The sequence below is a fragment of the Vibrio sp. DW001 genome (assembly GCF_029016285.1).
Taxonomy (GTDB): Bacteria; Pseudomonadota; Gammaproteobacteria; order Enterobacterales; family Vibrionaceae; genus Vibrio.
Genome location: NZ_CP091975.1, coordinates 500,430 through 522,253 on the forward strand (window position 1 = coordinate 500,430; position 21,824 = coordinate 522,253).

Sequence of the window (21,824 nt, forward strand, 5' to 3'; positions counted from 1 at the left end):
ATATGGCTGTTGTCGTTTATGCGCCTGCTTCTATCGGTAATGTAAGCGTCGGTTTTGATGTGTTAGGGGCTGCCGTCTCTCCTATTGATGGTACGCTTCTTGGTGACCGTGTGTTGGTGAAAGCGGGTAATTCTCCGTTTGAGTTAAAAACATCAGGTAGTTTTGTTGCAAAATTACCTATCAATCCTAAAGAGAACATTGTTTACGATTGTTGGGTGGTTTTTGCTCGCGAATTAGATAAAAAAGAGATTGAACTTAAGCCTCTAGAGATGACTCTTGAGAAGAATATGCCTATTGGTTCTGGGTTAGGTTCGAGTGCTTGCTCTATCACTGCTGCTCTTGACGCACTTAATCGTTTCCATGGTCAGCCGTTGAATGAAACAGAACTACTTGTTCTAATGGGGGAGATGGAAGGCAAAATCTCTGGCGGTATCCATTACGATAACGTCGCACCGTGTTACCTAGGTGGTTTGCAATTGATGCTAGAAGAGCTCGGCACTATCAGTCAAGAAGTGCCCTGTTTTGATGAATGGTATTGGGTTATGGCCTATCCAGGTATCACCGTGTCTACCGCAGACGCGCGCGCGATATTGCCATCGCAATACCGCCGTCAAGATGTCATTGCTCACGGTCGTCATTTGGCTGGGTTTATTCATGCTTGTCATTCTGGGCAACCTGAACTCGCTGCGAAGATGATCAAAGACGTGATCGCAGAACCATATCGTGAGAAACTATTACCGGGTTTTGCTGATGCGCGTAAATATGCAATGTCTGCAGGTGCTCTAGCGACTGGAATTTCTGGGTCAGGCCCGACACTATTTAGTATTTGCAAAGAAAAAGATGTCGCTGAGCGAGTTGCTCGCTGGTTAGAACAAAATTATATCCAAAATGAAGAAGGATTCGTTCACGTTTGTCGTTTAGATAAACAGGGTTCGAGCGTGACAGGAAGTGAGCTATGAAGCTTTATAATATCAAAGAAAATGACGAACAAGTATCCTTTGGACAAGCTGTACGCCAAGGGTTAGGCCGCAATCAAGGTCTATTCTTCCCATCTGAACTGCCAAAGTTTGATGATGTGGACGCACTGCTAGCAGAAGACTTTGTCTCCCGCAGTGGTAAGATTTTATCCGCACTTATTGGTGACGAACTTAGTGCAGAACAGGTGCTTGAACTCGTTGGAAATGCATTTCAATTTCCGGCACCAATCAAAAGCATTAAAGAAAGCGTTTATGCGCTTGAGTTATTCCACGGACCCACCTTGGCGTTTAAAGATTTCGGTGGCCGCTTTATGGCTCAGTCACTTGTGGCCGTAACGGATGGTGGAAAAATTACGATCTTAACCGCAACATCTGGTGATACTGGCGCAGCTGTAGCTCATGCCTTCTATGGAATGGAAGATATTAACGTTGTGATCCTTTATCCGAAAGGAAAGATCAGCCGACTACAAGAGCAGCTCTTCTGTACTTTAGGTAAAAATATTCATACGGTTTCAATCAACAGCGATTTCGATGCGTGTCAGTCCTTGGTTAAACAAGCATTTGACGATCAAGCACTGCGTGAAGAGATTGGACTTAATTCGGCAAACTCAATCAACATTAGCCGCTTAATGGCTCAAATCTGCTATTACTTTGAAGCTGCCGCTCAGATGAGCAAAGCAGAGCGAGAGAACCTCGTTATCTCCGTTCCAAGCGGTAACTTTGGCAACCTAACGGCAGGCCTGCTGGCGAAAGCACTGGGTTTACCGGTTAAACGCTTCATCGCCACGACTAACGTGAATGATACGGTGCCTCGTTATCTAGAAACAGGGAAGTGGGATCCAAAACCAACGATTGCTACCACGTCTAACGCCATGGATGTTAGCCAGCCAAACAACTGGCCTCGTATTGAAGAACTATGCCGTATTAAAGGCTGGGGCTTGGATACATTAGGTAAAGGTGTGGTAACGGACGAGCAGAGCGCAGAATCGGTAAAAGAGCTGAACGATCTCGGCTACCTATGTGAACCACATGGTGCTATTGCGTATCGCAGCCTAAATGAGCAACTTCAAGAAGGTGAAACAGGCCTTTTTTTGTGTACTGCTCATCCTGCAAAGTTCAAAGAAGTCGTGGACGATATTCTAGGAACCGATATTGACGTACCCGCACCGCTTGCCAAGCATGCGGTGATGGAAAACCTATCGGAAGAGTTGGATGCTGATTTTGAAGCGCTGAAAGTGGTGTTGAGAAAGGTTCAGAAGTGATTCCTATAAAAACGTGTAGTTAGGCATCAACTGCCTAAAACCGTTAATACTAAGTGTTAAGACTTACTTAAAGCGGGTGATTCAATAGAGTCACCCGCTTTTTTATGCCTATACCAAACTAACTAAGTTTGTAATCAGTATGAATATTACAGTTTTTCTTTGTGTGTTTTAAGCCGATGGACTAATTGTAATTGAATGGATTTCATCACCAAAAATTTCTGCGAAGATCGGTTGTGAGTAAGACTAACGCCATTTTCTTCCGTGGCGCTAACCATCGCTCGCAGCTTGTATTGACTGAAAAATAATAAACTAATAGCAAAAATGACAACAAAAGTAATGGAGTCAACCTGAGGAATAAATGCCAAAGTGGCAGATGAAAGCAGTAAAGATAAAGAGAATATATTAACGATATTGTGTTTTAGCCCTAGTTTTCTTGCGTCTCTTTGAACAATGTTGTCTAAAAGGTAATTATTTTTTCTCGTTATTAAGGTGTTATCAGTAAGTTGAGAGTCTGTCGCTTGGTAGGGTTTTCGTAATATCATTGATTTACTATAGTGACGTTGCTCATAAATCCACTCCTAATGGTGTGTGGGTCCGGCATACTGGTAATAAATTGCGTACAAAGAGGATTCGTTTCTACTAGGGCATCATCTTCATAAAGAATTCCGCGAACTTTCTGTCTACGCCATCTTAATGTATTTGCCGTATCGGTTTATCTACTCTCCTTGCAATATACGAAAGTATCGTCGAAGTAATGAATATTGATTAGTTCAGGTTTAACAGGTGGACTAACTTTCCATGTATAGACTTGATGACGTCGAACTCTTTGGCTGTGCGGCAACTAGCAAGGCAAACCCAATAATCTCCCGCTTCATCTGTACCTCTAAACAACGCTCGTAGTTCGTAATTCCGCCATGAAAACAGACTAAAAAACAGCGCAACAATAAATGCGATGAAGCCAAACTGAGGCACAAACGCCCACGTGACTGCGGATAACACTAAGGCCAAGCAGATGACATTGATTAGGTTACCTCTTAAACCTAATTTTCGTGCCTCTACCTGAATAATGTTATGCAAAGTGTAGTTCTTTTTTCTGATTTTTAAGTTGGTGTCTGTTAAATGAAAGTCGCTAGATTTGTATGACTTATGGAATATCATCATTGACCTCACTTTTTGAGTTTGACAATAATATTGTCTTCTCGATTAATGGTATGTAAATTTAAATACATTCACTCAATGTATGTCATTTCACTATACTTTAGTTTGGGTGACTGTTAGAAATTATGGTTATATGATGTCCTATTCTATATAGAAGTAAAACGTCAATACTTAAATGAAAAATCAAATCTATTAATGATGTGTCATTTTTATCACGAATGATCTCGAATGGTATGTAAAAAATAGCAGTAATGAATATAAATCTAAGAGATGTAACCCAACTTACCAATATAAAACGCAATAAGAAATTTTTACCGTTGTCCTTTTTGTTGCATATGTATGAGAAATAGATTCCGAGAATAATGACAACTGAACTTAAGATATCGTAACCAATATCAAAGTTGTTTAATTGGTTGTCTTTTAGAAAGACATCTAAACCTGCGATGATGCTGTAAAGTATCAAATACCAGACAGCATCGTTGTCATTTATATCGCCTTTGATTAGGTCTTCTCTTAATTTACGTATATTCACGAAATGCATAGTGATATTTCTTATTAAAGTAACCTAAAAAACTAATTAACTTCCCAAAGCCTACTCCAGTCCTTTTGAGTACAGAAAGTGCCAATAATGTAACAAGATGGCTCAAAAATCAGACGTATAATTTTTCCAGTAATAGAGCCTCTTTGTGTCACTCCCATCTGATAGGCAAGCTCTATTGCCCTGTATTTCGCAATAGGGTACATGATTTTTTCAAAGGTGCTATTTTTGCGCATTAACTTTACATAGGGAATTGCCCAATAATGATACCCTCGAACGGTTGTTTGACTTAGGTTTTTCTGAGTGAATTCAAGGTCAGCTCTCCAAATGTCATGATCTAGCATTCCTCTCTGATAAAAATGAGTGCATATTACTCTACTTTCTTTACTCCTATTATTTCTTTCTTTCGCTTCAGCTACTCGTTTCTTATAGTGCTCTGCTTTTTTCTTTGTTCCCCAGTTTGTCTTTGCTCGTTCAGCAACTTTATCTGGGTCTTTATAATATTCCTTTGCTGCTTTGGTTATAACCTTTCGTCCAATATTAACTAGCGTCTTATTACCACCGTTTATACACACTGCTTCTGATGAGTTTAATTCTTTCATAATTATGTCCTTTATGTTTTTAATGGGAAGTAAAGGTGTTAATCTTGGCGTGTTAATATTAACAATACATGTGCTTTGATAGGGTCGCTTTTATATAGTTTTATTTTATTATTTTTTTGAGAACTTGATTCAGGTTTGTTCTGAAAACGGTACGGTGTTCTAATAGTTTTTCTGGTATTAGTTTTATTTTTTCATTTGATAATTATTTTTGGTGTATATTTTTTTGGTAGTTATTTATCTTGTAATTATTTAGACTGACTTTAGTGGTGTTTATTTGTTTAGGGAAGAGGTGATAAAGGCCAAAAAACAACGATTACTGGGTGACGTTATAATCATCCAACCTGTTTCTATTTATCTAACGTGCTTTGTTATTTTTGTTCTGTTTTTATTGCTCTCTTTATATTTAACTCAAGCTTACTATTCTAGAAAGGAGACGGTGAAAGGTTATCTCATTCCTGATAAAGGTGTCGTGAGGGTTTACTCGAATCGTACAGGGGTTATAGAGCACTTATACGTTAAAGAGGGTGATGAAGTTATTCAGGGAGATAACCTTGCAAAAATCAAAAATAGCCAAAGCTTATCTTCTGGGGTTGAATTATCCGTTGCGCTGGCCAAAGAACTAACAGTCCAAATTAATGCTCTTAATCGAGAGTATGACGCAACCACATTGATGTATGAAAAAGAGTTAGCTAGCACTAAAAGCCAACTTGCCCAACTGTATCAAAGCTTAAAGGTGATTAAGAACGCTCAAAAGACAAGATCTAAAAAGCTGGCACTTAAAAAACAACAGATAACCAATAACAAGCATTTGTTTGATAAAGGGTTTCTTTCATCTAATCAGTTTGACTTATTGCAAGGCGAATATTTAGATGAACTCGAATCGAACGATCGATTAGAAAAAGAGTTGGTTACTATTCAAATTCAGATCTCGGAACTAGAGTCCGAACGCCTTGTTTTTCCAGAGCAAAAAATAGTAAAACAATCGGCCATTACACGACATATCTCAGAACTCACAGCGCAGCTTACTGAAATGCAAAACCAGTATGAATTTGTCGAAAAAGCCCCCGAAAGTGGCATTGTAACCACTGTCCAGCCAACTCTAGGTATGCGTGTAGATACCGACACACCATTGCTTAGTATTATCCCCATTGATTCACCATTAGAAATAGAATTACTACTACCGACACGCTCTGCTGGGTTTGTTCAGATAGGAGATACTGTCAATATTCGCTTCGATGCATTTCCCTACCAAAAATTTGGTTTAGTGGTTGGTAGAATATCAAGCATAGATAAATCCCTTATTCTTCCAAGTGAGAAAGCACTTCCAATATCGGTCAATCAAGCGATGTATCGAGTGCGAGCATCGCTTACTCAGCAGTCTATCCGAGCCTATGGGAAAGTATTTCCGCTTAAGGTCGGCATGATTGCCGATGCCGATATTGTTTTAGAAAGACGTAGCTTATTAGAGTGGTTGCTTGATCCTATTTACGCAGTGAAAGGTAAGTTGGGATGAGCGAGCATAGCCCGAAACCTTCAATACAAGAGGCGTTAACGAGTGCATCTGAATTGCTTGCCTATTCTGGTAAGAGAAAAGTACCTTTAGTTTTACAATCGGAAGTCGCGGAATGTGGCTTAGCTTGTATTGCAATGATTGCCTCATATTTTGGTCAGCGGATCAATTTATCTCCGTTAAGGCAACACTTGAATCTCGACACACAAGGTATGAACTTCAATCAGCTTATGGGTGTTGCAAGTGATTTGAATTTTTCGTGCAGAGCAGTTCAATGCTCGTTACATGAGGTTGGCCAGCTTAAGCTTCCCTGTATTTTACATTGGAATATGGACCACTTTGTTGTTCTTATCGGGGTAACGAAAAAAGCTATTTTTATCAATGATCCTGCGTTTGGTAAACGAAAAATAAATCTAAAACAACTCAGTACATCCTACACTGGTGTGGCTTTAGAGCTTTGCCCTACCGCTGAGTTTAAAAAGCAAGATCTTCGAGTAGTGATGAAGATCCAACAACTTTGGCATAAGGTCTCTGGCCTAAAGCGCTCTTTGTTAGCGCTATTTTCTCTTTCTATTATCTTGCAGGGCATAGCACTACTTTCGCCTTATTACATGCAATGGGTAATCGACAATGTTCTATTAAGTAACGATAAGCCACTATTGATTGTATTGGCTTTTGGTTTCGCACTGTTGATGGTCTTAAAAATTGGGGTTGGGGTGTTTAGAAGCTGGTTGGTGTTGCGTTTCAGTAGTGCTTTGAATATTCAAATGGGTGCGAATTTGTTTCATCATCTATTAAGATTGCCAATGTCTTTTTTTGAGAAAAGACACATAGGGGATATTGTATCCCGATTTGGCTCATTAGGATCTATCAGAGAAATGCTGACAACAGGCTTAGTGGAGGCTTTGATTGATGGATTAATGGCCGTTGTCGTTCTTGTTGTTATGTACCTTTATCACCCTGTTTTAGCTACGCTGGTTCTCGGTGCGGTTTTTGCCTCATTTATTATTCAGTTGCTTTTTTATTATCCCAACAGACGAATTACCGAAGAATCGATTGTTGCTGAAGCAAAAGAAGATTCTACTTTTTTGGAATCGATAAGGGCGATTCAAACCATCAAGCTTTTTTCCCATGAAAGCAGCCGTCAAAACAGATGGTTAAATCGTTTTGCCGAGGTGATCAATACCAATATTAGACTTGGAAAATTAAGCATTGCTGAAGATACCATCAATAGTTTGTTGTTTGGTTTGGAGTCTATTTTAGTTGTTTACCTTGGCGCATTAGCAGTGATGGAAGGAAGCCTTACGGTTGGTATGTTGTTGGCCTTTATCGCCTATAAAGGTCAGTTTATTGGTAGCGTAACCAGTTTTGTTGATAACTTGTTTGCCTTTAAGTTGCTTAGCTTACATTTAGAGCGTATTTCGGATATCGCATTGCAAGAGAAAGAGCAGCAAGTGAGTAATAGTGCGGTACTTCCTCGTGTAGTCAGAGGGCATCTTAGACTAGAGAAAATCTGTTTTCGTTATGCAGATAATGCAAAATGGATCCTTGAGGATATTTCTTTTGAGGTTGCGGCAGGGGAGTCGGTCGCGATCACGGGTGTTTCTGGTTGTGGTAAAACAACCTTGTTTAAAATAATTTTAGGATTGCTGAAACCAACTTCCGGAATGGTATTTCTCGATGGGATTGATGTAAACAAATTATCAATAAACGATTATAGGCGTTGTTTTGGTGCCGTAATGCAAAATGACAATCTTCTTTCCGGTACATTAGCGGAAAATATCACACTTTTTGACTCAAACTACGATGAAAATAAACTAGAGCGATGTTGTGAGATAGCGTGTATCAAGCAGGATATTGAGGCGCTACCGATGCAGTTCTATTCGTTGGTTGGTGACATGGGCAGCAGCTTTTCTGGGGGGCAATTGCAACGGCTATTTCTTGCTAGAGCTTTGTATAAAGAACCCCGAATATTGTGCTTAGACGAGTCGACTAGCCATTTGGATCATGGAAATGAGCAGGAAATAAATAGAAATATTAATGAATTAGAAATAACACGAATTTTAATTTCGCACAGCAAAGAAACGATTAGCTCGGTCGATAGGGTTATCTCTTTAACTTAGCGCTTCGTTAGGAGCACCCGTCGCTTACTATTTGCCAGTTGCGAAAATTAGTTCTTCTTATCCTTCCCAAATAAGGCTTTATACCCTTCTATAGCGAGTTGAGCGACGACGTACATGGGATATGATTTACCATACTCTTCAACGACTCCAGCAAAGCCAAAACGGTAGTATTTTACAGCATCTTCTGCGCTGTCGGCTAGGATTGGTTCGCCATCTACTTCAAATTCCGCATTGAGTAACTGCTCTTTTTCGACTAAAAATGTTTCCGAATTCATATCTAAGTAAGTGAATGTTGAACTCTGGCGACTTGGCACAATAAAAAATTGATACTTAGGCATAGAAATTCTCTCATTAGTATTAATAATCCATTATCTATATATGCCACATAATCTGTGTCAGTCGACAAATGAAGGGTGAAATTGAAAAGCATACCCTATATTTTTTTCTCAATACGCTTAACACAACACCTTTTTATCTCTTGCGGCTAGGGCTGCAAAACCGGTACAAATGAGTGCTACAACAGAGATAAGCAGTAAAGGAATAGTCCATGAATCGCTTTGAGCATGGATCTGACCCACAATCGTTGGGCCCGTTGCTGCTAGAGCATAGCCAATGCCTTGGGACATACCAGAAAGCGCTGCGGCTTGGCTGGCGTTCTCGGTTCGCAAGCCAATAAATGACAACGCAATGATAAACGTAGAGCAATTTGTAAGGCCAAACAGTCCAACCCAAAATATGGCTAAATCGGGAAGGTAAAGTAAGCCAATTAAAGCGATAAACACACTAAAGGCACATACAGTAATAAGCCATCGCTGGTTGTTCTTTCTGCCCAACACTGGAAGTAACAGTAACCCAGGAACCATCGTTGAGAACTGCAAGAAGCCGTAGATATAACCGGCATCAATCTCGCTGTAACCAAGGTCGCTTAATATTTTTGGCAGCCACCCTGCTAAAGAGTAAAAAGTGAATGAGTTTAGACCTAAGGCCAATGTAACTTGCCATGCGACACTGCTTTTTAGCAAACTGCGTATTGAGGTCGAACTCTCGACAGTATGTTGGTTTTTCACTTTCGACGTTTTTTTTCTGATTTTTGGAAACCAAATGATGAGAGCGAGGATTGGAAATAATACGTTCATAAAGAGAGCAAGCTGCCACCCAGTTGAACCAAAAAAAGTAAGCTCAGATAGAGGCACCATTAGGCTAGAACTTAGTGTTGAGCCAATTCCCATCGTGAATATATAAATAGAGGTGACGACCGCGATGCGTGTCGGATAATTGATTTTTACGACCACAGGCAAAAGTACATTCCCTATGGCGATGCCGATACCGATGAGAATAGTGCCCAAGTACAATGTTGAAATGAATCCCCATGACCGTAGACCAATACCAAATGAGATGAGCAATAGCGCAAGCAACAAGCTAGGTTCTAGGCCCAGTTTGCGAGACAAATGGGTAACCATTGGGGAAAACAGAGCAAAAGTGAGCAAAGGTAATGCGGTTAGGAAGCCAGCAGCGGATGAGGCTAGGTCAAGATCATGCATTATCTGCGCGAGCACAGGGGCCAGACTTGTAAATGGACCTCTTAGATTGAGCGCTAAGAATAGTATGCCTAGCATAATTAGAATGCTTACTCGGGTAGGCGCTCTCATGTGTTGATTCACTTCTGAGGTAGATAAGGTGTTATAGCCTACAGAGCATTGGGCTGGGAAACAATTGTAGGGAGTAAAATATCGTTAAATTAGAGCATAAAAAAGAGATCAAAAAAGGCGCCAATGTGGCGTCTTTTCGTTAAGGCTTTATTATATCAGTGATATTACCACTTCCAGCTGTTTTCAATCCAACTCCAGTGTACCGTAGGATAAGGTGCTTTTAGAGGCGGAGGGCCGACCAAGGCAAATGAGAGTACCAAGTTCGCTACAATAAGGAACAATACTGCCCAAAATGTGAACTTTTGTAGATTATTAAAAAAAAAGCCACAGGATATATTTCATTATCCTATGGCTTCGTTATCGGTCTATAACGACGATGTTTACATAGTTTCTGTAAAAGTACGCGCAACAACGTCTGCTTGCTGCTCTGGAGTCAGCGAGTTAAAACGTACAGCGTAACCAGATACACGAATCGTTAGCTGAGGGTACTTCTCAGGATTCTTGATAGCATCTTCTAACGTTTCACGCTTAAGAACATTAACGTTAAGGTGTTGGCCACCTTCAACAAGTGGTGCTGTTTCTACTGCAACTTCACGGCTCTCGAATTGACCCAAAGCAGAGGCTGAAACAACTTGGTCAGCTTCAAAGCCAGAAACCGCTGCTATGCAACGAGCTTCGTTTTTTTCTGAGTCTAGTAGCCAGATAGAGTTTAGTAGCTCATCGTTTGCTGCTTTAGTGATTTGAATACCTTGGATCATAAACTTCTCCTAGTTCACTTACGTGATTAAATTAATTAGCATATTTCGATAACTTGTTGAAGCCATAATAATATTGATTTAGGTCAAAATACAACTAAAAACCTTGTTTTTTTTGTGCTAATTTTATTGATGTAGGTCAAGAACCCTTTAGTTTCAGTGTTTTCCCGTAAAATGTTGTTCTATATGATAATTTTGTCACTTACGTATTGTAGTAAATTGACTACATTTTGATATCATACTACTAACCGTATTGCTTAACTAAATTAACAATTTGAGTGTTTGTATTGTTGACCTTATTACTATAACGTCGTTAAAAACTAACAAATGAAAGAAAGAGTTCTAATGGTGAGTAAAAAATTTATTGGTGCGCATGTATCTGCTTCGGGTGGAGTAGAGAATGCACCAATTAGAGCGAAAGAGATTGGCGCAAATGCTTTTGCCCTGTTTACTAAAAATCAGAGGCAATGGGTGGCTAAACCCCTAACAGAAGAGAGTATTAATCAGTTCAAAAAGAACTGTCTCGAATTAGGTTTTGGACCGGAAAAAATACTTCCTCACGATTCCTATCTGATTAACCTTGGCGCACCAGAGCCAGAGAAGTTAGAAAAGTCGCGCGCCGCATTTATCGATGAGATGGAAAGATGCCAGCAACTTGGTTTGCATTTGCTCAATTTTCATCCTGGGAGCCATTTGAAACAAATCTCAGAACAGGCGTGCTTAGCGGCAATTGCAGAGTCGATTAACCTTGCCCACCAAGCTGTACCAGATGTTGTGGCTGTTATTGAGAATACAGCAGGGCAGGGAACGAACCTAGGTTGGCGATTTGAACATCTTGCTGAAATAATTGATCAAGTGGAGGATAAAGAACGGGTGGGGGTTTGCCTTGATACCTGCCACACTTTTACTGCTGGGTATGATCTGCGTACGAAAGAAGCATGCGAAAAAACGTTTGCTGAATTTGATAGTGTCGTTGGTATGCACTATTTAAGAGCGATGCATCTAAATGATTCAAAAGTAGATTTTGATAGTCATGTCGATCGCCATCATTCTTTAGGTAAAGGGAAAATTGGTTGGGATTGCTTTGAATATATAGCTCAAGATAGCCGATTTGATTCTATACCTTTGATTTTAGAGACAATTGAACCTGAGATATGGGGAGATGAAATTCAAGCTCTCCGTCATTTAGAGATGCAACAGTAAGTTAAATTGAGGCGTTGAATGACGAGTTAACAATAAAATAAAAAGTTGGCATCCTTCTTTCATAGCTAGATTAAGTAAATGATCTTTAGACCGTTTGCTATACAAACCTAGCCACAACTAGCCACAATAGGATGCCAATATGCGTTTTTCATCTTTGTTACACAGCCGACCTAGAACCCCAGTGCCATACCGTCATGTACAAGGTAGAGGCCATTTTAGAACACCTCAAAGACACGCTTGATCACACTCGAATTTAGTCGTCCCCATGGAAGTGAGGGTCATCGGTTCAAAGAACCTCGCTTTCTGTTTCTCTTTTAGGTGTATATTATTCACTTCTTGTTTTAAAGGAGTGCAAACATGAGCGATAGATTGGCTTGGAACGATGTGATTGAACAAGAACAAAAGAAAGACTACTTCAGACAAACCTTAGCATTTGTTCAGTCTGAACGAGAGGCTGGCAAAGTTATTTATCCGTCAGATGCGGATGTTTTTAATGCTTTTTTTCTGACCGAAATTAGCGATATAAAAGTCGTGATTATAGGGCAAGATCCTTACCACGGTCCGAATCAAGCTCATGGTCTTTGTTTTTCTGTTTTACCTGATGTTAAGACACCTCCGTCGCTCGTCAATATCTATAAAGAATTAGCGCAAGATATTGCTAGCTTTGAAATACCCAAACATGGCTTCCTCCAAAGTTGGGCTAAACAAGGTGTCTTGTTGCTTAATACCGTGCTAACTGTGGAGCAAGGTAAAGCGCACTCTCACTCCAAAGCGGGTTGGGAGGTGTTTACAGATAAGATAATTTCCGTGATTGATACGGAGTGCCAAGACGTTGTTTTCTTATTGTGGGGGGCACACGCTCAGAAAAAGGGCAAAGTTATTGACCGTAATAAGCACCATGTTTTGAATGCTCCGCATCCCTCACCATTATCGGCTCATCGTGGTTTTTTGGGGTGTAAGCACTTCTCTTTAACCAATAAAATTCTGGTTGATACAGGTCGAAAACCGATTGACTGGCAACCTAACTTTGATTGATATGCATATTGGTAGCCTGTAATTAATTGGTTGAATTTCGACCGCTATCAAAGCACGCTTCCCATTCTTTATATACACTTATTACGGGTATGGATATAACTAACCTGAGTTCAGGTTAATTAAAAAGGAGAAGCAAGCAATGATGATGGAGCAAATCCACCGCGAACACGGGTATATGGTACGCTTGTTAGCTATTCTTAGGAGCAAATGGAATGCACTGAAGGATGAGAAACCAATTAATTACAGTTTGATCAAAGAAATTGTTGATTACCTATCTAGCCATTCTGAAACAGTACATCATCCAAAAGAAGATATACTTTATCGTTATTATGTTGAAAAGTATCCAGCAAATTCTGGAATTAAAAATTTGGAACTTGAGCACCAAAAGTTGTCTGAGAAAACTCAAGATTTTATAATAATTGTGGATATGATTCTTCAAGATGCTGTGGTACCTCAGGATGTCTTTCTGGATCAGTTAGAAAGCTTTATACAAAACCAGAAGCGTCATTTAGATATTGAAGAAAAAGAGATACTACCGCTGATAAAAAGTACCTTCACGACAGAAGATTGGCAGGAAGTGGAAAGTCGCTGGGATCATAGCGATGATGACCCTGTCTTTGGTAATACTATTGCTGACCAATATAAGCAGCTTGCTGAACGTGTCAGGCAAGTAAAAGCCGAGTAAGAATGACGGTTTAGTATGAAAAACCATTACCATCTGTAGGTTTAGAAACAGGTACTTAAGTGCCTGTTTCTGTATTTTAATTGGTATTTAATAATGATCGTTCTCTTTTAAACCATAGCTATTACAAACATCTAATTCCATCAACTCTCTTTGCAGGCGTTGACGATCTTTTATTGCTTCTATTTCACGCCATCGGCGCTTCGCTGGCTTGGCACGGCCAGAACGAGTTGGGTTAGAGTCCGATTCCATAATGTCATCTAGTAGAAAGCCTTCCATGTTGACCTCTCTTATTTAATGTACTCCTAACGGAGTCTTTTAAGTACCATAAGTGCGGTAAGAATAACTATGATGTGTTTCTCATTTGTTACCCTTTGATGAAGCTTTTATTAGAAAATCTACCTTAATTCACAGTTTTATATGGTTGAACTGTTTAAAAATTAATCAGTTAGCGCCTTCCTCCCGAGTTCTGGTTTTGTAAGTTGACTTCTGAATGAGTTCAACCAGAATGTTGTAGGTAAAATATTCTATTCGCCATCATCCACGGAGAGGACCTTGTGGCAGAAACTATCCGTTTACTTAATGATCTTTTATGGGGATCGATACTTGTCTATATACTCGTCGGTGTTGGGGTTTTCTTTACTGTTAAATTAGGTTTTATTCAGTTTCGGCATTTCACTCACACATTTAAAGTACTTAGAAATAGCCGAACCGTTGAAGGTTCAGGTATTTCTTCATTTCAAGCTTTGTGTACTAGCTTAGCCGCTCGAGTAGGAACCGGTAATATGGCTGGTGTGGCGATTGCGTTGACGGCTGGTGGACCGGGAGCTATATTCTGGATGTGGTTGATTGGTATGCTAGGTATGGCGACCTCTTTTGCTGAAAGCACCTTGGCACAGCTTTATAAAACCCGAGATGACGACGGTAATTTTCGTGGTGGTCCAGCTTACTATATGGAGAAAGGATTAGGGATGCGCTGGTTAGGCGCGCTTTTCTCTGTGTTTTTAATCATTACCTTTGGTTTGGTATTTAATGCTGTTCAAGCCAACGCTATCGCAAGTGCAATGGAAACCGCCTTCGGCTGGGATTCACTGTCCGTCGGTGTATTCGTTGTAACCCTATCGGCATTCGTTATCTTTGGTGGTATTCGCAAGGTTGCGCGTACCGCAGAAATCGTCGTGCCCTTGATGGCTCTTGCTTATTTAGCGTTGGCGGCCGTCGTGGTTGTCTTAAACGTAGATAAGGTGCCAGGGGCGCTGTTTCTCATTGTTAAGAGTGCCTTTGGGGTTCAGGAAGCTGTGGCTGGTGGTGTAGGGTATTCGATTTCTCAAGCTGTCATTAATGGGGTAGAGAGAGGCTTGTTTTCAAATGAAGCTGGTATGGGCTCAGCGCCTAATGCCGCCGCAACGGCAACGCCATATCCTCCGCATCCCGCATCCCAAGGCTATGTACAGATGCTTGGCGTATTTCTCGATACGATAGTGATATGTACTGCCACTGTAGCGATTATTCTTGTGTCTGGTGAATACGAACTTCACGGATCAGTGACTGGCATCGAACTGACTCAAAGGGCGTTGAGTTCTCAGGTAGGCGAATGGGGTAGTTCATTCATTGCCATTGCCATTTTTCTTTTTGCTTTTACTTCCATCATTGCAAACTATTCCTATGCAGAAACGAATCTGACTTTTCTAGAGCATAATCATAAAACAAGCAGTATGGTTTTGCGTGTATTGGTGTTGTGCATGGTGATGTATGGATCGGTCGAAGCATTGCCAACGATATGGGCTCTGGCCAGTGTTTCTATGGGGATGATGTCTATCGTTAACTTGATGGCGATAATGTTGCTGTCTGGTATTGTGATTAAACTTGCCAAAGATTATAACCGCCAATTAATTATGGGACGAGTGCCCAAATTTAAACCGAATGAGTTTCCAGAGTTAATGGCTCAACTGGAAAAAGATGTTTGGGAAGATTGACCAAAACCATTCATTGCTAGGAACGATTAAATAAATAGAAAAAGCCGTGCTGACTGGGCGTGATTTTTTCTATAATCTAGTCGCATAACAAATAGAATCACCAGGGAAGAAAAATTATGCTCATTGTTGTTTCACCAGCTAAGACACTGGATTATGAATCCCCGTTAGCTATTGAAAAATATACTCAACCAGAACTGATTGATCACGCTAAATTACTCATCAAAGAGTGCCGGAAGCTAACGCCTTTGGATATTTCTACCTTGATGAAGGTAAGCGATAAGATCGCTGGCTTAAATGTGGCGAGATTCGAACAGTGGAATGAAACCTTTACACCAGAGAGTGCTCGTCAAGCTATCTTGGCCTTCAAAGGCGATGTTTACACGGGTTTAGATGCCCAAACGATGAGTGAAGATGATTTTGATTACGCACAATCTCATTTGCGTATGTTATCGGGTCTTTATGGGGTATTAAGACCGTTAGATCTTATGCAACCATATCGCCTAGAAATGGGTAGCAAGTTAGCGAATGAACGCGGTTCAAATCTGTATCAATTCTGGGGGAGTGTGATTACCGATAAGCTTAATCATGCTTTAAACGAACAGGGCGACAATGTTCTGATTAATCTTGCGTCTAATGAATATTTTAAGTCAGTGAAAACCAAACAGATTGATGGCACTGTTGTTACGCCAATATTCAAAGATTGCAAGAACGGCCAGTATAAAGTGATCAGCTTTTTTGCCAAGAGAGCTCGTGGCATGATGACTCGCTATATCATAGATAACCGTACCTCCTCAATTGAGGCATTAACTCAGTTTGATGTGGCGGGTTATTATTTTGTAGAAGAAGAGTCCTCAGCGACAGAGTTGGTATTTAAGAGAGAAGAGCAGAATTAGAAAATTAATCGAATAAAAAAGCGTCATTTCCAGAGTATGGATATGACGCTTTTTATACATAGAGTAATTAAATAGTTTATTTAGTGAGACTATTTTTTCTTTTTATTTTTCTTCTTCTTTTTCACTGGCGCTGCGGTTTTCGCTTTTACTTTCTTCTTCTTGCCAACATTTGGCTTTTTATGCGTTGGGCGCATATCTTTTACAAAACGCTCTTTCACATCATCTTGGATATAACGAGCGATACGAGCCATCATTGATTGGTCGTGTGCTTCGATCAAAGATATCGCGTTACCTTTTTTACCAGCACGAGCAGTACGACCAATGCGGTGTATATAAACATCGGCAGTACGCGGTAGATCATAGTTAATTACATGGGACACATCTGGAAGGTCGATACCACGAGCGGCAACATCCGTCGCGATGAGTACGTTCACCTCGCCTTCGCGAAAACGACGAATTGCATTGTTACGGCGATCTTGTTGCATCTCACCTTGGATCCAGCTACATGGTATCTGTGCACTTTCTAGCAATGATCTTACATCCGCTAGACGATCTCGGGTTTTTACAAATATGATAGACCGATCAGCCTGTTCTTTAAGGATATGCTTTAACAGGTCGTTTTTGTGTTTTAGTGTGTCGGCACGATGATACCACTGGGTTATCTTTTTACGCTCACGTCGAGAAGGATCCGCTTCAATTTCTGCTGGTTCCTTTAGAAGATCGGCAGTAAAGCCTTCCACCCCTTTGCCTTCTAACGTCGCAGAGAAAAGCAGCGTTTGCTTTCTCCATCGGCATTCGCCCGCAAGACGGTCGACAACAGGTGCAAAGCCCATATCTAACATTCGATCCGCTTCATCAAGAATCAACCATTCGATAGCACGGCAATCAAATTTTTCACCATCGATGTATTCCATCAATCGACCCGGTGTTGCTACGACAATATCTTGTGTTTTTGCCAAAATATCAGCGTGATCTTGATACATTACACCACCTGTAATCGTAATGATTTTCAGATTGGTATTTTTTGCTAGTGCACGAGCTTGATCGGCAACCTGCATTGCCAACTCTCTTGTTGGCGTTAAAATAAGAACGCGAGCAGGTCCAGCTCTTCTGCGAGGGAAATCCTGCAAAAATTGCAAAGCAGGCAGAACAAAAGCAGCGGTTTTCCCTGTTCCTGTGGGTGCAGAAGCAAGAATATCTCGGCCATCTAATGCTAGTGGGATCGCCTCAGCCTGAATTTGAGTCGGGCGCTCAAAACCCAGTTCGGTAATAGCTTCAACAAGGTTTTCATCAAGCTCAAGGTCAGAAAAATTATTGATCACAGTAGGATCTCCACAAGCAGTAGTTAAAAGTTCGGTCGCGCATTATAGAGGAATAATGGTTATATCAACATCATTATATCTTACATCTTCAAATAAAAATCTTTCGTTAGAGCAATAAAGTCTGCCGAGTATTGCCCTGCTTGATGAATGACCAATTTTGATGGTTCGGTTTTGTGTTCTTTTAGGCTTAGTTCTATTAACAAACGACTGACTGGCTTGGTATCCGTTGGTGCAACTTGGCATAACCGAGAAACCGACCACCCCAAAGATTTCGCGGCAGAGATAAACGCCATGCCCTCAACTTGCGGGAGAATAAAGTTCGCTTTTCCATCTGGTGTTAGTCGCTTTTCACACACAACCAATAGTTGGGAGTGTGATAAAGAATCGGTATGTCGTGCGGTCGCTCTATGGGGTGAATGAGATTGTTCACCATCAGTGAAGTAAGGTGGATTACAAATAATCGTGTCGAATGGATCTACGGCTTCCCATTGTAAAATATCACCATGAATAAGATTAATTTGATCACCCCAGCCTGAATGCTGAAAATTGATTTTAGCAGCATCATAGGCCTCTAAGTCTATTTCAATCGCCGACATTTGTGCATGTGGAAAGCGTTGAGCACACATTAGTGTAAGTAAGCCAGTTCCTGTGCCTATGTCTAAAATAGCATTGCTTTGATCTGAGTCAATCCAAGCACCCAACAGTACACCATCAGTACTTACAGGCATGCCAGAGAATCCACCATAAATGTTGAACCTTTTGAATTTAAAGTCTTTTGTTCTTTTTTTTGATTCTGTCATTATCTTCTGTATTCACTATTATATGCGGAGTTTATAACTAGTTTGAATTAACTGAATGAAGTTATTAACTATATTCTGTAGTGCAAATCGTTCGTTATTCGAGTCGTATAAGCTAGGTTTTTCTATATTACTGGTCAATAAAACTGCCTTTATGTTCATATTGTGAAGTTAAATTCCGTTTTTTCTAACCTTATTGATTGTTTTTCTCTTTTTCTTCATTATCACCAACCTTAAAAAGTCAGATGTTCTGGCTGTTGTTGAATTTATGAAATATTATTATAAGGTTGACCTATGAGTCAGAACTTAAAATTAACGGATATTATTGCTGTAGGATTTATGCTCTTTGCCTTTTTCTTAGGGGCGGGAAATATCATTTTTCCTCCTTTGGCAGGGCAACTTGCTGGTGATAATGCGTTTTTAGCCATGATTGGTTTTCTGCTAACGGCTGTAGGGCTACCTTTAATAACTATCATAGCAATAGCTGTTGCCGGAGGCACGTGGGAGTCACTGACTAAAGATCTCCCCAAACGAGCGGCAACAATAATGGCGGTTTTAATCTTTGTCATCATTGGTCCTGCATTTGCGGCGCCACGTACCGGCCTTGTTGCCTATGAAATGGCAATTAAACCTTTCATTGCTAATGCGGTGCAACTTGATCTCACACTGTTCTCGATCTTATTTTTCTCCGTTGCTATGTTTTTTTCTTGGTTTCAAGGCAAGCTTATTGATGTGATTGGTAAGTTTTTAACTCCCGCGCTATTTGTCACACTCGTTGTTCTTGCGATTGCTGTATTTGTAAATCCTCAGGGCACTATTTTGGCTGCTCAAGGTGATTATATCTCTCAACCTTTGATCAAAGGATTTCTTGAAGGTTATAACACCATGGATACCTTCGGTGCGTTGATGTTTGGTATGTTAATAGTAGATTCATTGCGCAGCAAAGGCATTACGGACAAAGCCGCGACGACAAAATACTTAACTATTGCAGCAATTATTGCTGCGTTAGGGCTAGCATTTGTGTATATCTCACTATTCTATTTAGGTGCAACAAGTGGTGGTGTGGTAGAAGGCGCGGATAATGGTGGGATTATTCTTAGTCAATATGTGCAATCACTATTCGGTTCGTCTGGTCAATTTGTCCTATCGACTATCGTGTTACTGGCATGTTTAACCACGGCTATAGGGCTAGTATCAGCCTGTTCTGATTTCTTTAGTACGTTAACTCCGATCACGTACAAGGCTTGGGTCATCATTATCGGCGTTATATGCGCTACGGTAGCAAATATTGGCTTAGCTCAACTTATATCACTATCAGTGCCTGTGTTATTTGCGCTATATCCGGTGGCGATTGCGTTGGTCGCGTTAACGTTCTTTAGAAAGCGTTTACCAGACCCACAATTAGCCTATCGAAGTGTTATTACCGTTTCGCTGTTATTTGCAGTAATAGATGCCGCGAAGATTGCTGGGGTGGATGTTTCGGTATTTACGTTCTTACCATTATTTGAATATGGTATGGGTTGGTTGCTACCGACAGGGTTAGCATTGATTGCCATGCTATTTGTTGGTCGGAAGAAACAGAAGTCTCTGGTGGAAGAAGCGGCTTAGTTTTTTACTAAAAAGCCGTCTCTTAATACAATGCCCCCGCGGTTGACGCAGGGGCATTGTTGTTTATAGCCAGCAGTATTATCTCGGTGAAGGGAAGGTTGCCTATGCCAAGCAAACCAAGCTTATGCACCGCTATCTATTGAATACTAGAGGTTTAAAGTGTTTCTTGGTATTCAGTGAGGATTTGTTCACACCAATTCGCAATACGTACATCACTATGTTCGTACTGAGAATCTTCATCGAGTGCTAATCCTACAAACAATGTGCCATCTTCAGTAAGGGCTTTTGATGCCTCAAATGTGTAGCCATCCGTAGACCAATATCCAAGAAATTGTGCACCTGTTGGTATTAGCTCATCATGAAGTAGGCCCATAGCGTCCAAAAACCATTCGCCATAACCTTCTTGATCACCCAATCCAAACAGCGCGACGTGCTTGTTCTTCAATGAAACCCCTGCGATTTCTTGCCAAATCGCGCTCCAATCTTCTTGTATTTCACCAAAATCCCATGTTGAAATGCCCAGAATCAATAGATCATAATCGTTCATTACACTTAATGATGTCTCTTTGACGTTGTGAATGTCGACAAGTTCTTCTCCAATAATGGCACGTATTTTTTCCGCTGCCATTTCTGTATAGCAGGTGGTTGATCCGTAGAAGAGTCCAATTTTCATGTTAGATAGATTCGCATATTAGGTCATTGCTAAGGATTTTACCTATAAACAAGGTATGATTGCAGTCCTTAGTTTCTGTTTTGATAAAATTCTAGTAATTTAGCTTTTGCTGAATTACTCTGAAGGCCAGTGTTTGAGTGATGATAAAAGATGAATGACCAAGCTTTTGTAGAACAGTTCCTCGATGCATTATGGATGGAAAAAGGGCTTTCTGAAAATACCCTGTCTTCATATAGAAATGATCTTTTTAAGCTGATTAAGTGGATGGAAGACAATAGCTTAATGTTTACTACCATTACTATTTCTGATTTACAAGATTATCAGGCGTGGTTAACAGACAAAAACTACAAGCAGACGTCTAAAGCGAGAATGCTGTCAGCGATTCGCCGTTTATTTCAGTATGCGTATAGAGAAAAAGTGCGAATTGATGATCCTAGTGCATTGTTAATTAGCCCTAAGTTGCCAAAGCGATTACCTAAAGACCTTTCTGAACAACAGGTTGAGTCTTTGTTAGATGCACCAGACCCTAATGACCCTTTGGAACTAAGAGATAAAGCGATGTTAGAGCTTCTCTATGCGACTGGGTTACGAGTGACTGAACTGGTTAGTTTAACAATGGAGAATATGAGTCTGCGTCAAGGTGTCGTTCGTGTTATAGGCAAAGGCAATAAAGAACGTTTGGTTCCTATGGGAGAAAATGCAGTCGATTGGATTGAAAACTTTTTGCAGGACGGACGGTCTATTCTATTGGATGAAAAGAGTTCGGATGTGGTTTTTCCTAGTAAAAGAGCCAAACAGATGACAAGACAGACGTTTTGGCATCGAATTAAACACTATTCAGTGATCGCGGGAATAGATACAGACCTGCTATCACCCCATGTATTAAGACACGCATTTGCTACACATTTGCTTAACAACGGGGCAGATCTCCGTGTAGTGCAAATGTTATTAGGACATAGTGACTTATCAACAACGCAAATTTATACTCATGTTGCCACGGAAAGGTTAAAACAAATCCATTCGCAGCATCATCCTAGAGCATAAATAAGTAATATTTTTAA

21 protein-coding genes are annotated in these 21,824 nt (G+C 40.5%); 11 read left to right on the forward strand and 10 right to left on the reverse strand.

Annotated elements, in window-relative coordinates; genetic code table 11:
• Nucleotides 1–2: 2 nt before the first annotated feature.
• Both thrB and thrC read left to right on the forward strand, forming a co-directional pair.
• Entirely contained in the window at nucleotides 3–959 is a 957-nt protein-coding gene (thrB, locus tag L3V77_RS02440; RefSeq protein WP_275136676.1) for a homoserine kinase, read from the forward strand.
• Nucleotides 956–2,239, forward strand: coding sequence for a threonine synthase (thrC, locus tag L3V77_RS02445; protein ID WP_275135569.1), 1,284 nt, complete (start codon nucleotides 956–958; stop codon nucleotides 2,237–2,239). The genes thrB and thrC overlap by 4 nt, the downstream gene beginning before the upstream one ends.
• Nucleotides 2,240–2,385: 146 nt before the next feature.
• Here the strand turns inward: thrC and L3V77_RS02450 are convergent, their stop codons facing one another.
• From L3V77_RS02450 to L3V77_RS02460, 3 genes are all read right to left on the reverse strand, one after another.
• Complete coding sequence (locus tag L3V77_RS02450; protein ID WP_275135570.1) at nucleotides 2,386–2,781, reverse strand: hypothetical protein; 396 nt, start codon at nucleotides 2,779–2,781, stop codon at nucleotides 2,386–2,388.
• A gap of 223 nt (nucleotides 2,782–3,004) precedes the next feature.
• A complete protein-coding gene (locus L3V77_RS02455) occupies nucleotides 3,005–3,316 on the reverse strand; it encodes a hypothetical protein (RefSeq protein ID WP_275135571.1) in 312 nt (103 codons plus the stop codon).
• Between the two features lie 654 nt (nucleotides 3,317–3,970).
• Nucleotides 3,971–4,537, reverse strand: a complete 567-nt coding sequence (locus L3V77_RS02460) for a hypothetical protein (RefSeq protein WP_275135572.1) — start codon at nucleotides 4,535–4,537, stop codon at nucleotides 3,971–3,973.
• A gap of 289 nt (nucleotides 4,538–4,826) precedes the next feature.
• Between L3V77_RS02460 and L3V77_RS02465 the strand changes: the two genes are divergently transcribed.
• On the forward strand, nucleotides 4,827–6,050 hold the full coding sequence (locus tag L3V77_RS02465) for an HlyD family efflux transporter periplasmic adaptor subunit (protein WP_275135573.1): 1,224 nt from the start codon (nucleotides 4,827–4,829) through the stop codon (nucleotides 6,048–6,050).
• The gene (locus L3V77_RS02470; protein ID WP_275135574.1) at nucleotides 6,047–8,170 is read left to right on the forward strand and encodes a peptidase domain-containing ABC transporter; all 2,124 of its coding nucleotides are present in this window, start codon (nucleotides 6,047–6,049) and stop codon (nucleotides 8,168–8,170) included. The genes L3V77_RS02465 and L3V77_RS02470 overlap by 4 nt, the downstream gene beginning before the upstream one ends.
• Nucleotides 8,171–8,217: 47 nt before the next feature.
• On the opposite strand, the gene L3V77_RS02475 is transcribed toward L3V77_RS02470, so the two are convergent.
• The 3 genes from L3V77_RS02475 to grcA form a co-directional block, all read right to left on the reverse strand.
• Nucleotides 8,218–8,508: a hypothetical protein gene (locus L3V77_RS02475; protein WP_275135575.1), complete on the reverse strand. Its 291-nt coding sequence runs from the start codon at nucleotides 8,506–8,508 to the stop codon at nucleotides 8,218–8,220.
• Nucleotides 8,509–8,625: 117 nt separating this feature from the next.
• Nucleotides 8,626–9,819, reverse strand: a complete 1,194-nt coding sequence (locus L3V77_RS02480) for an MFS transporter (RefSeq protein ID WP_275135576.1) — start codon at nucleotides 9,817–9,819, stop codon at nucleotides 8,626–8,628.
• A 380-nt stretch (nucleotides 9,820–10,199) separates the two neighbouring features.
• On the reverse strand, nucleotides 10,200–10,577 hold the full coding sequence (gene grcA, locus L3V77_RS02485; RefSeq protein ID WP_275135577.1) for an autonomous glycyl radical cofactor GrcA: 378 nt from the start codon (nucleotides 10,575–10,577) through the stop codon (nucleotides 10,200–10,202).
• Nucleotides 10,578–10,919: 342 nt separating this feature from the next.
• Here grcA and nfo point away from each other — a divergent pair, with 342 nt between their 5' ends.
• From nfo to L3V77_RS02500, 3 genes are all read left to right on the forward strand, one after another.
• On the forward strand, nucleotides 10,920–11,777 hold the full coding sequence (gene nfo, locus L3V77_RS02490) for a deoxyribonuclease IV (RefSeq protein ID WP_275135578.1): 858 nt from the start codon (nucleotides 10,920–10,922) through the stop codon (nucleotides 11,775–11,777).
• Nucleotides 11,778–12,134: 357 nt separating this feature from the next.
• A complete protein-coding gene (gene ung, locus L3V77_RS02495; RefSeq protein ID WP_275135579.1) occupies nucleotides 12,135–12,812 on the forward strand; it encodes a uracil-DNA glycosylase in 678 nt (225 codons plus the stop codon).
• Between the two features lie 139 nt (nucleotides 12,813–12,951).
• The gene (locus L3V77_RS02500; protein WP_275135580.1) at nucleotides 12,952–13,497 is read left to right on the forward strand and encodes a hemerythrin domain-containing protein; all 546 of its coding nucleotides are present in this window, start codon (nucleotides 12,952–12,954) and stop codon (nucleotides 13,495–13,497) included.
• 87 nt (nucleotides 13,498–13,584) lie between these two features.
• Here the strand turns inward: L3V77_RS02500 and L3V77_RS02505 are convergent, their stop codons facing one another.
• Complete coding sequence (locus tag L3V77_RS02505; protein ID WP_275135581.1) at nucleotides 13,585–13,773, reverse strand: DUF3545 family protein; 189 nt, start codon at nucleotides 13,771–13,773, stop codon at nucleotides 13,585–13,587.
• A gap of 278 nt (nucleotides 13,774–14,051) precedes the next feature.
• On the opposite strand from L3V77_RS02505, the gene L3V77_RS02510 reads away from it, so the two are divergent.
• Together L3V77_RS02510 and yaaA are read left to right on the forward strand one after the other, a co-directional pair.
• Nucleotides 14,052–15,470 carry a sodium:alanine symporter family protein gene (locus L3V77_RS02510; protein WP_275135582.1) on the forward strand — a complete coding sequence of 473 codons (1,419 nt, stop codon included), beginning with the start codon at nucleotides 14,052–14,054 and terminating at the stop codon, nucleotides 15,468–15,470.
• A 116-nt stretch (nucleotides 15,471–15,586) separates the two neighbouring features.
• A complete protein-coding gene (gene yaaA / locus L3V77_RS02515; RefSeq protein WP_275135583.1) occupies nucleotides 15,587–16,363 on the forward strand; it encodes a peroxide stress protein YaaA in 777 nt (258 codons plus the stop codon).
• 89 nt (nucleotides 16,364–16,452) lie between these two features.
• Here the strand turns inward: yaaA and srmB are convergent, their stop codons facing one another.
• Both srmB and L3V77_RS02525 read right to left on the reverse strand, forming a co-directional pair.
• Complete coding sequence (gene srmB / locus L3V77_RS02520; protein WP_275135584.1) at nucleotides 16,453–17,685, reverse strand: ATP-dependent RNA helicase SrmB; 1,233 nt, start codon at nucleotides 17,683–17,685, stop codon at nucleotides 16,453–16,455.
• Between the two features lie 80 nt (nucleotides 17,686–17,765).
• A complete protein-coding gene (locus L3V77_RS02525; protein ID WP_275135585.1) occupies nucleotides 17,766–18,485 on the reverse strand; it encodes a tRNA1(Val) (adenine(37)-N6)-methyltransferase in 720 nt (239 codons plus the stop codon).
• A 291-nt stretch (nucleotides 18,486–18,776) separates the two neighbouring features.
• Here L3V77_RS02525 and brnQ point away from each other — a divergent pair, with 291 nt between their 5' ends.
• Nucleotides 18,777–20,090 carry a branched-chain amino acid transport system II carrier protein gene (gene brnQ, locus L3V77_RS02530; RefSeq protein WP_275135586.1) on the forward strand — a complete coding sequence of 438 codons (1,314 nt, stop codon included), beginning with the start codon at nucleotides 18,777–18,779 and terminating at the stop codon, nucleotides 20,088–20,090.
• 154 nt (nucleotides 20,091–20,244) lie between these two features.
• On the opposite strand, the gene fldB is transcribed toward brnQ, so the two are convergent.
• Entirely contained in the window at nucleotides 20,245–20,763 is a 519-nt protein-coding gene (gene fldB / locus L3V77_RS02535; protein WP_275135587.1) for a flavodoxin FldB, read from the reverse strand.
• 150 nt (nucleotides 20,764–20,913) lie between these two features.
• On the opposite strand from fldB, the gene xerD reads away from it, so the two are divergent.
• Entirely contained in the window at nucleotides 20,914–21,807 is an 894-nt protein-coding gene (xerD, locus tag L3V77_RS02540; protein ID WP_275135588.1) for a site-specific tyrosine recombinase XerD, read from the forward strand.
• Nucleotides 21,808–21,824 lie beyond the last annotated feature (17 nt).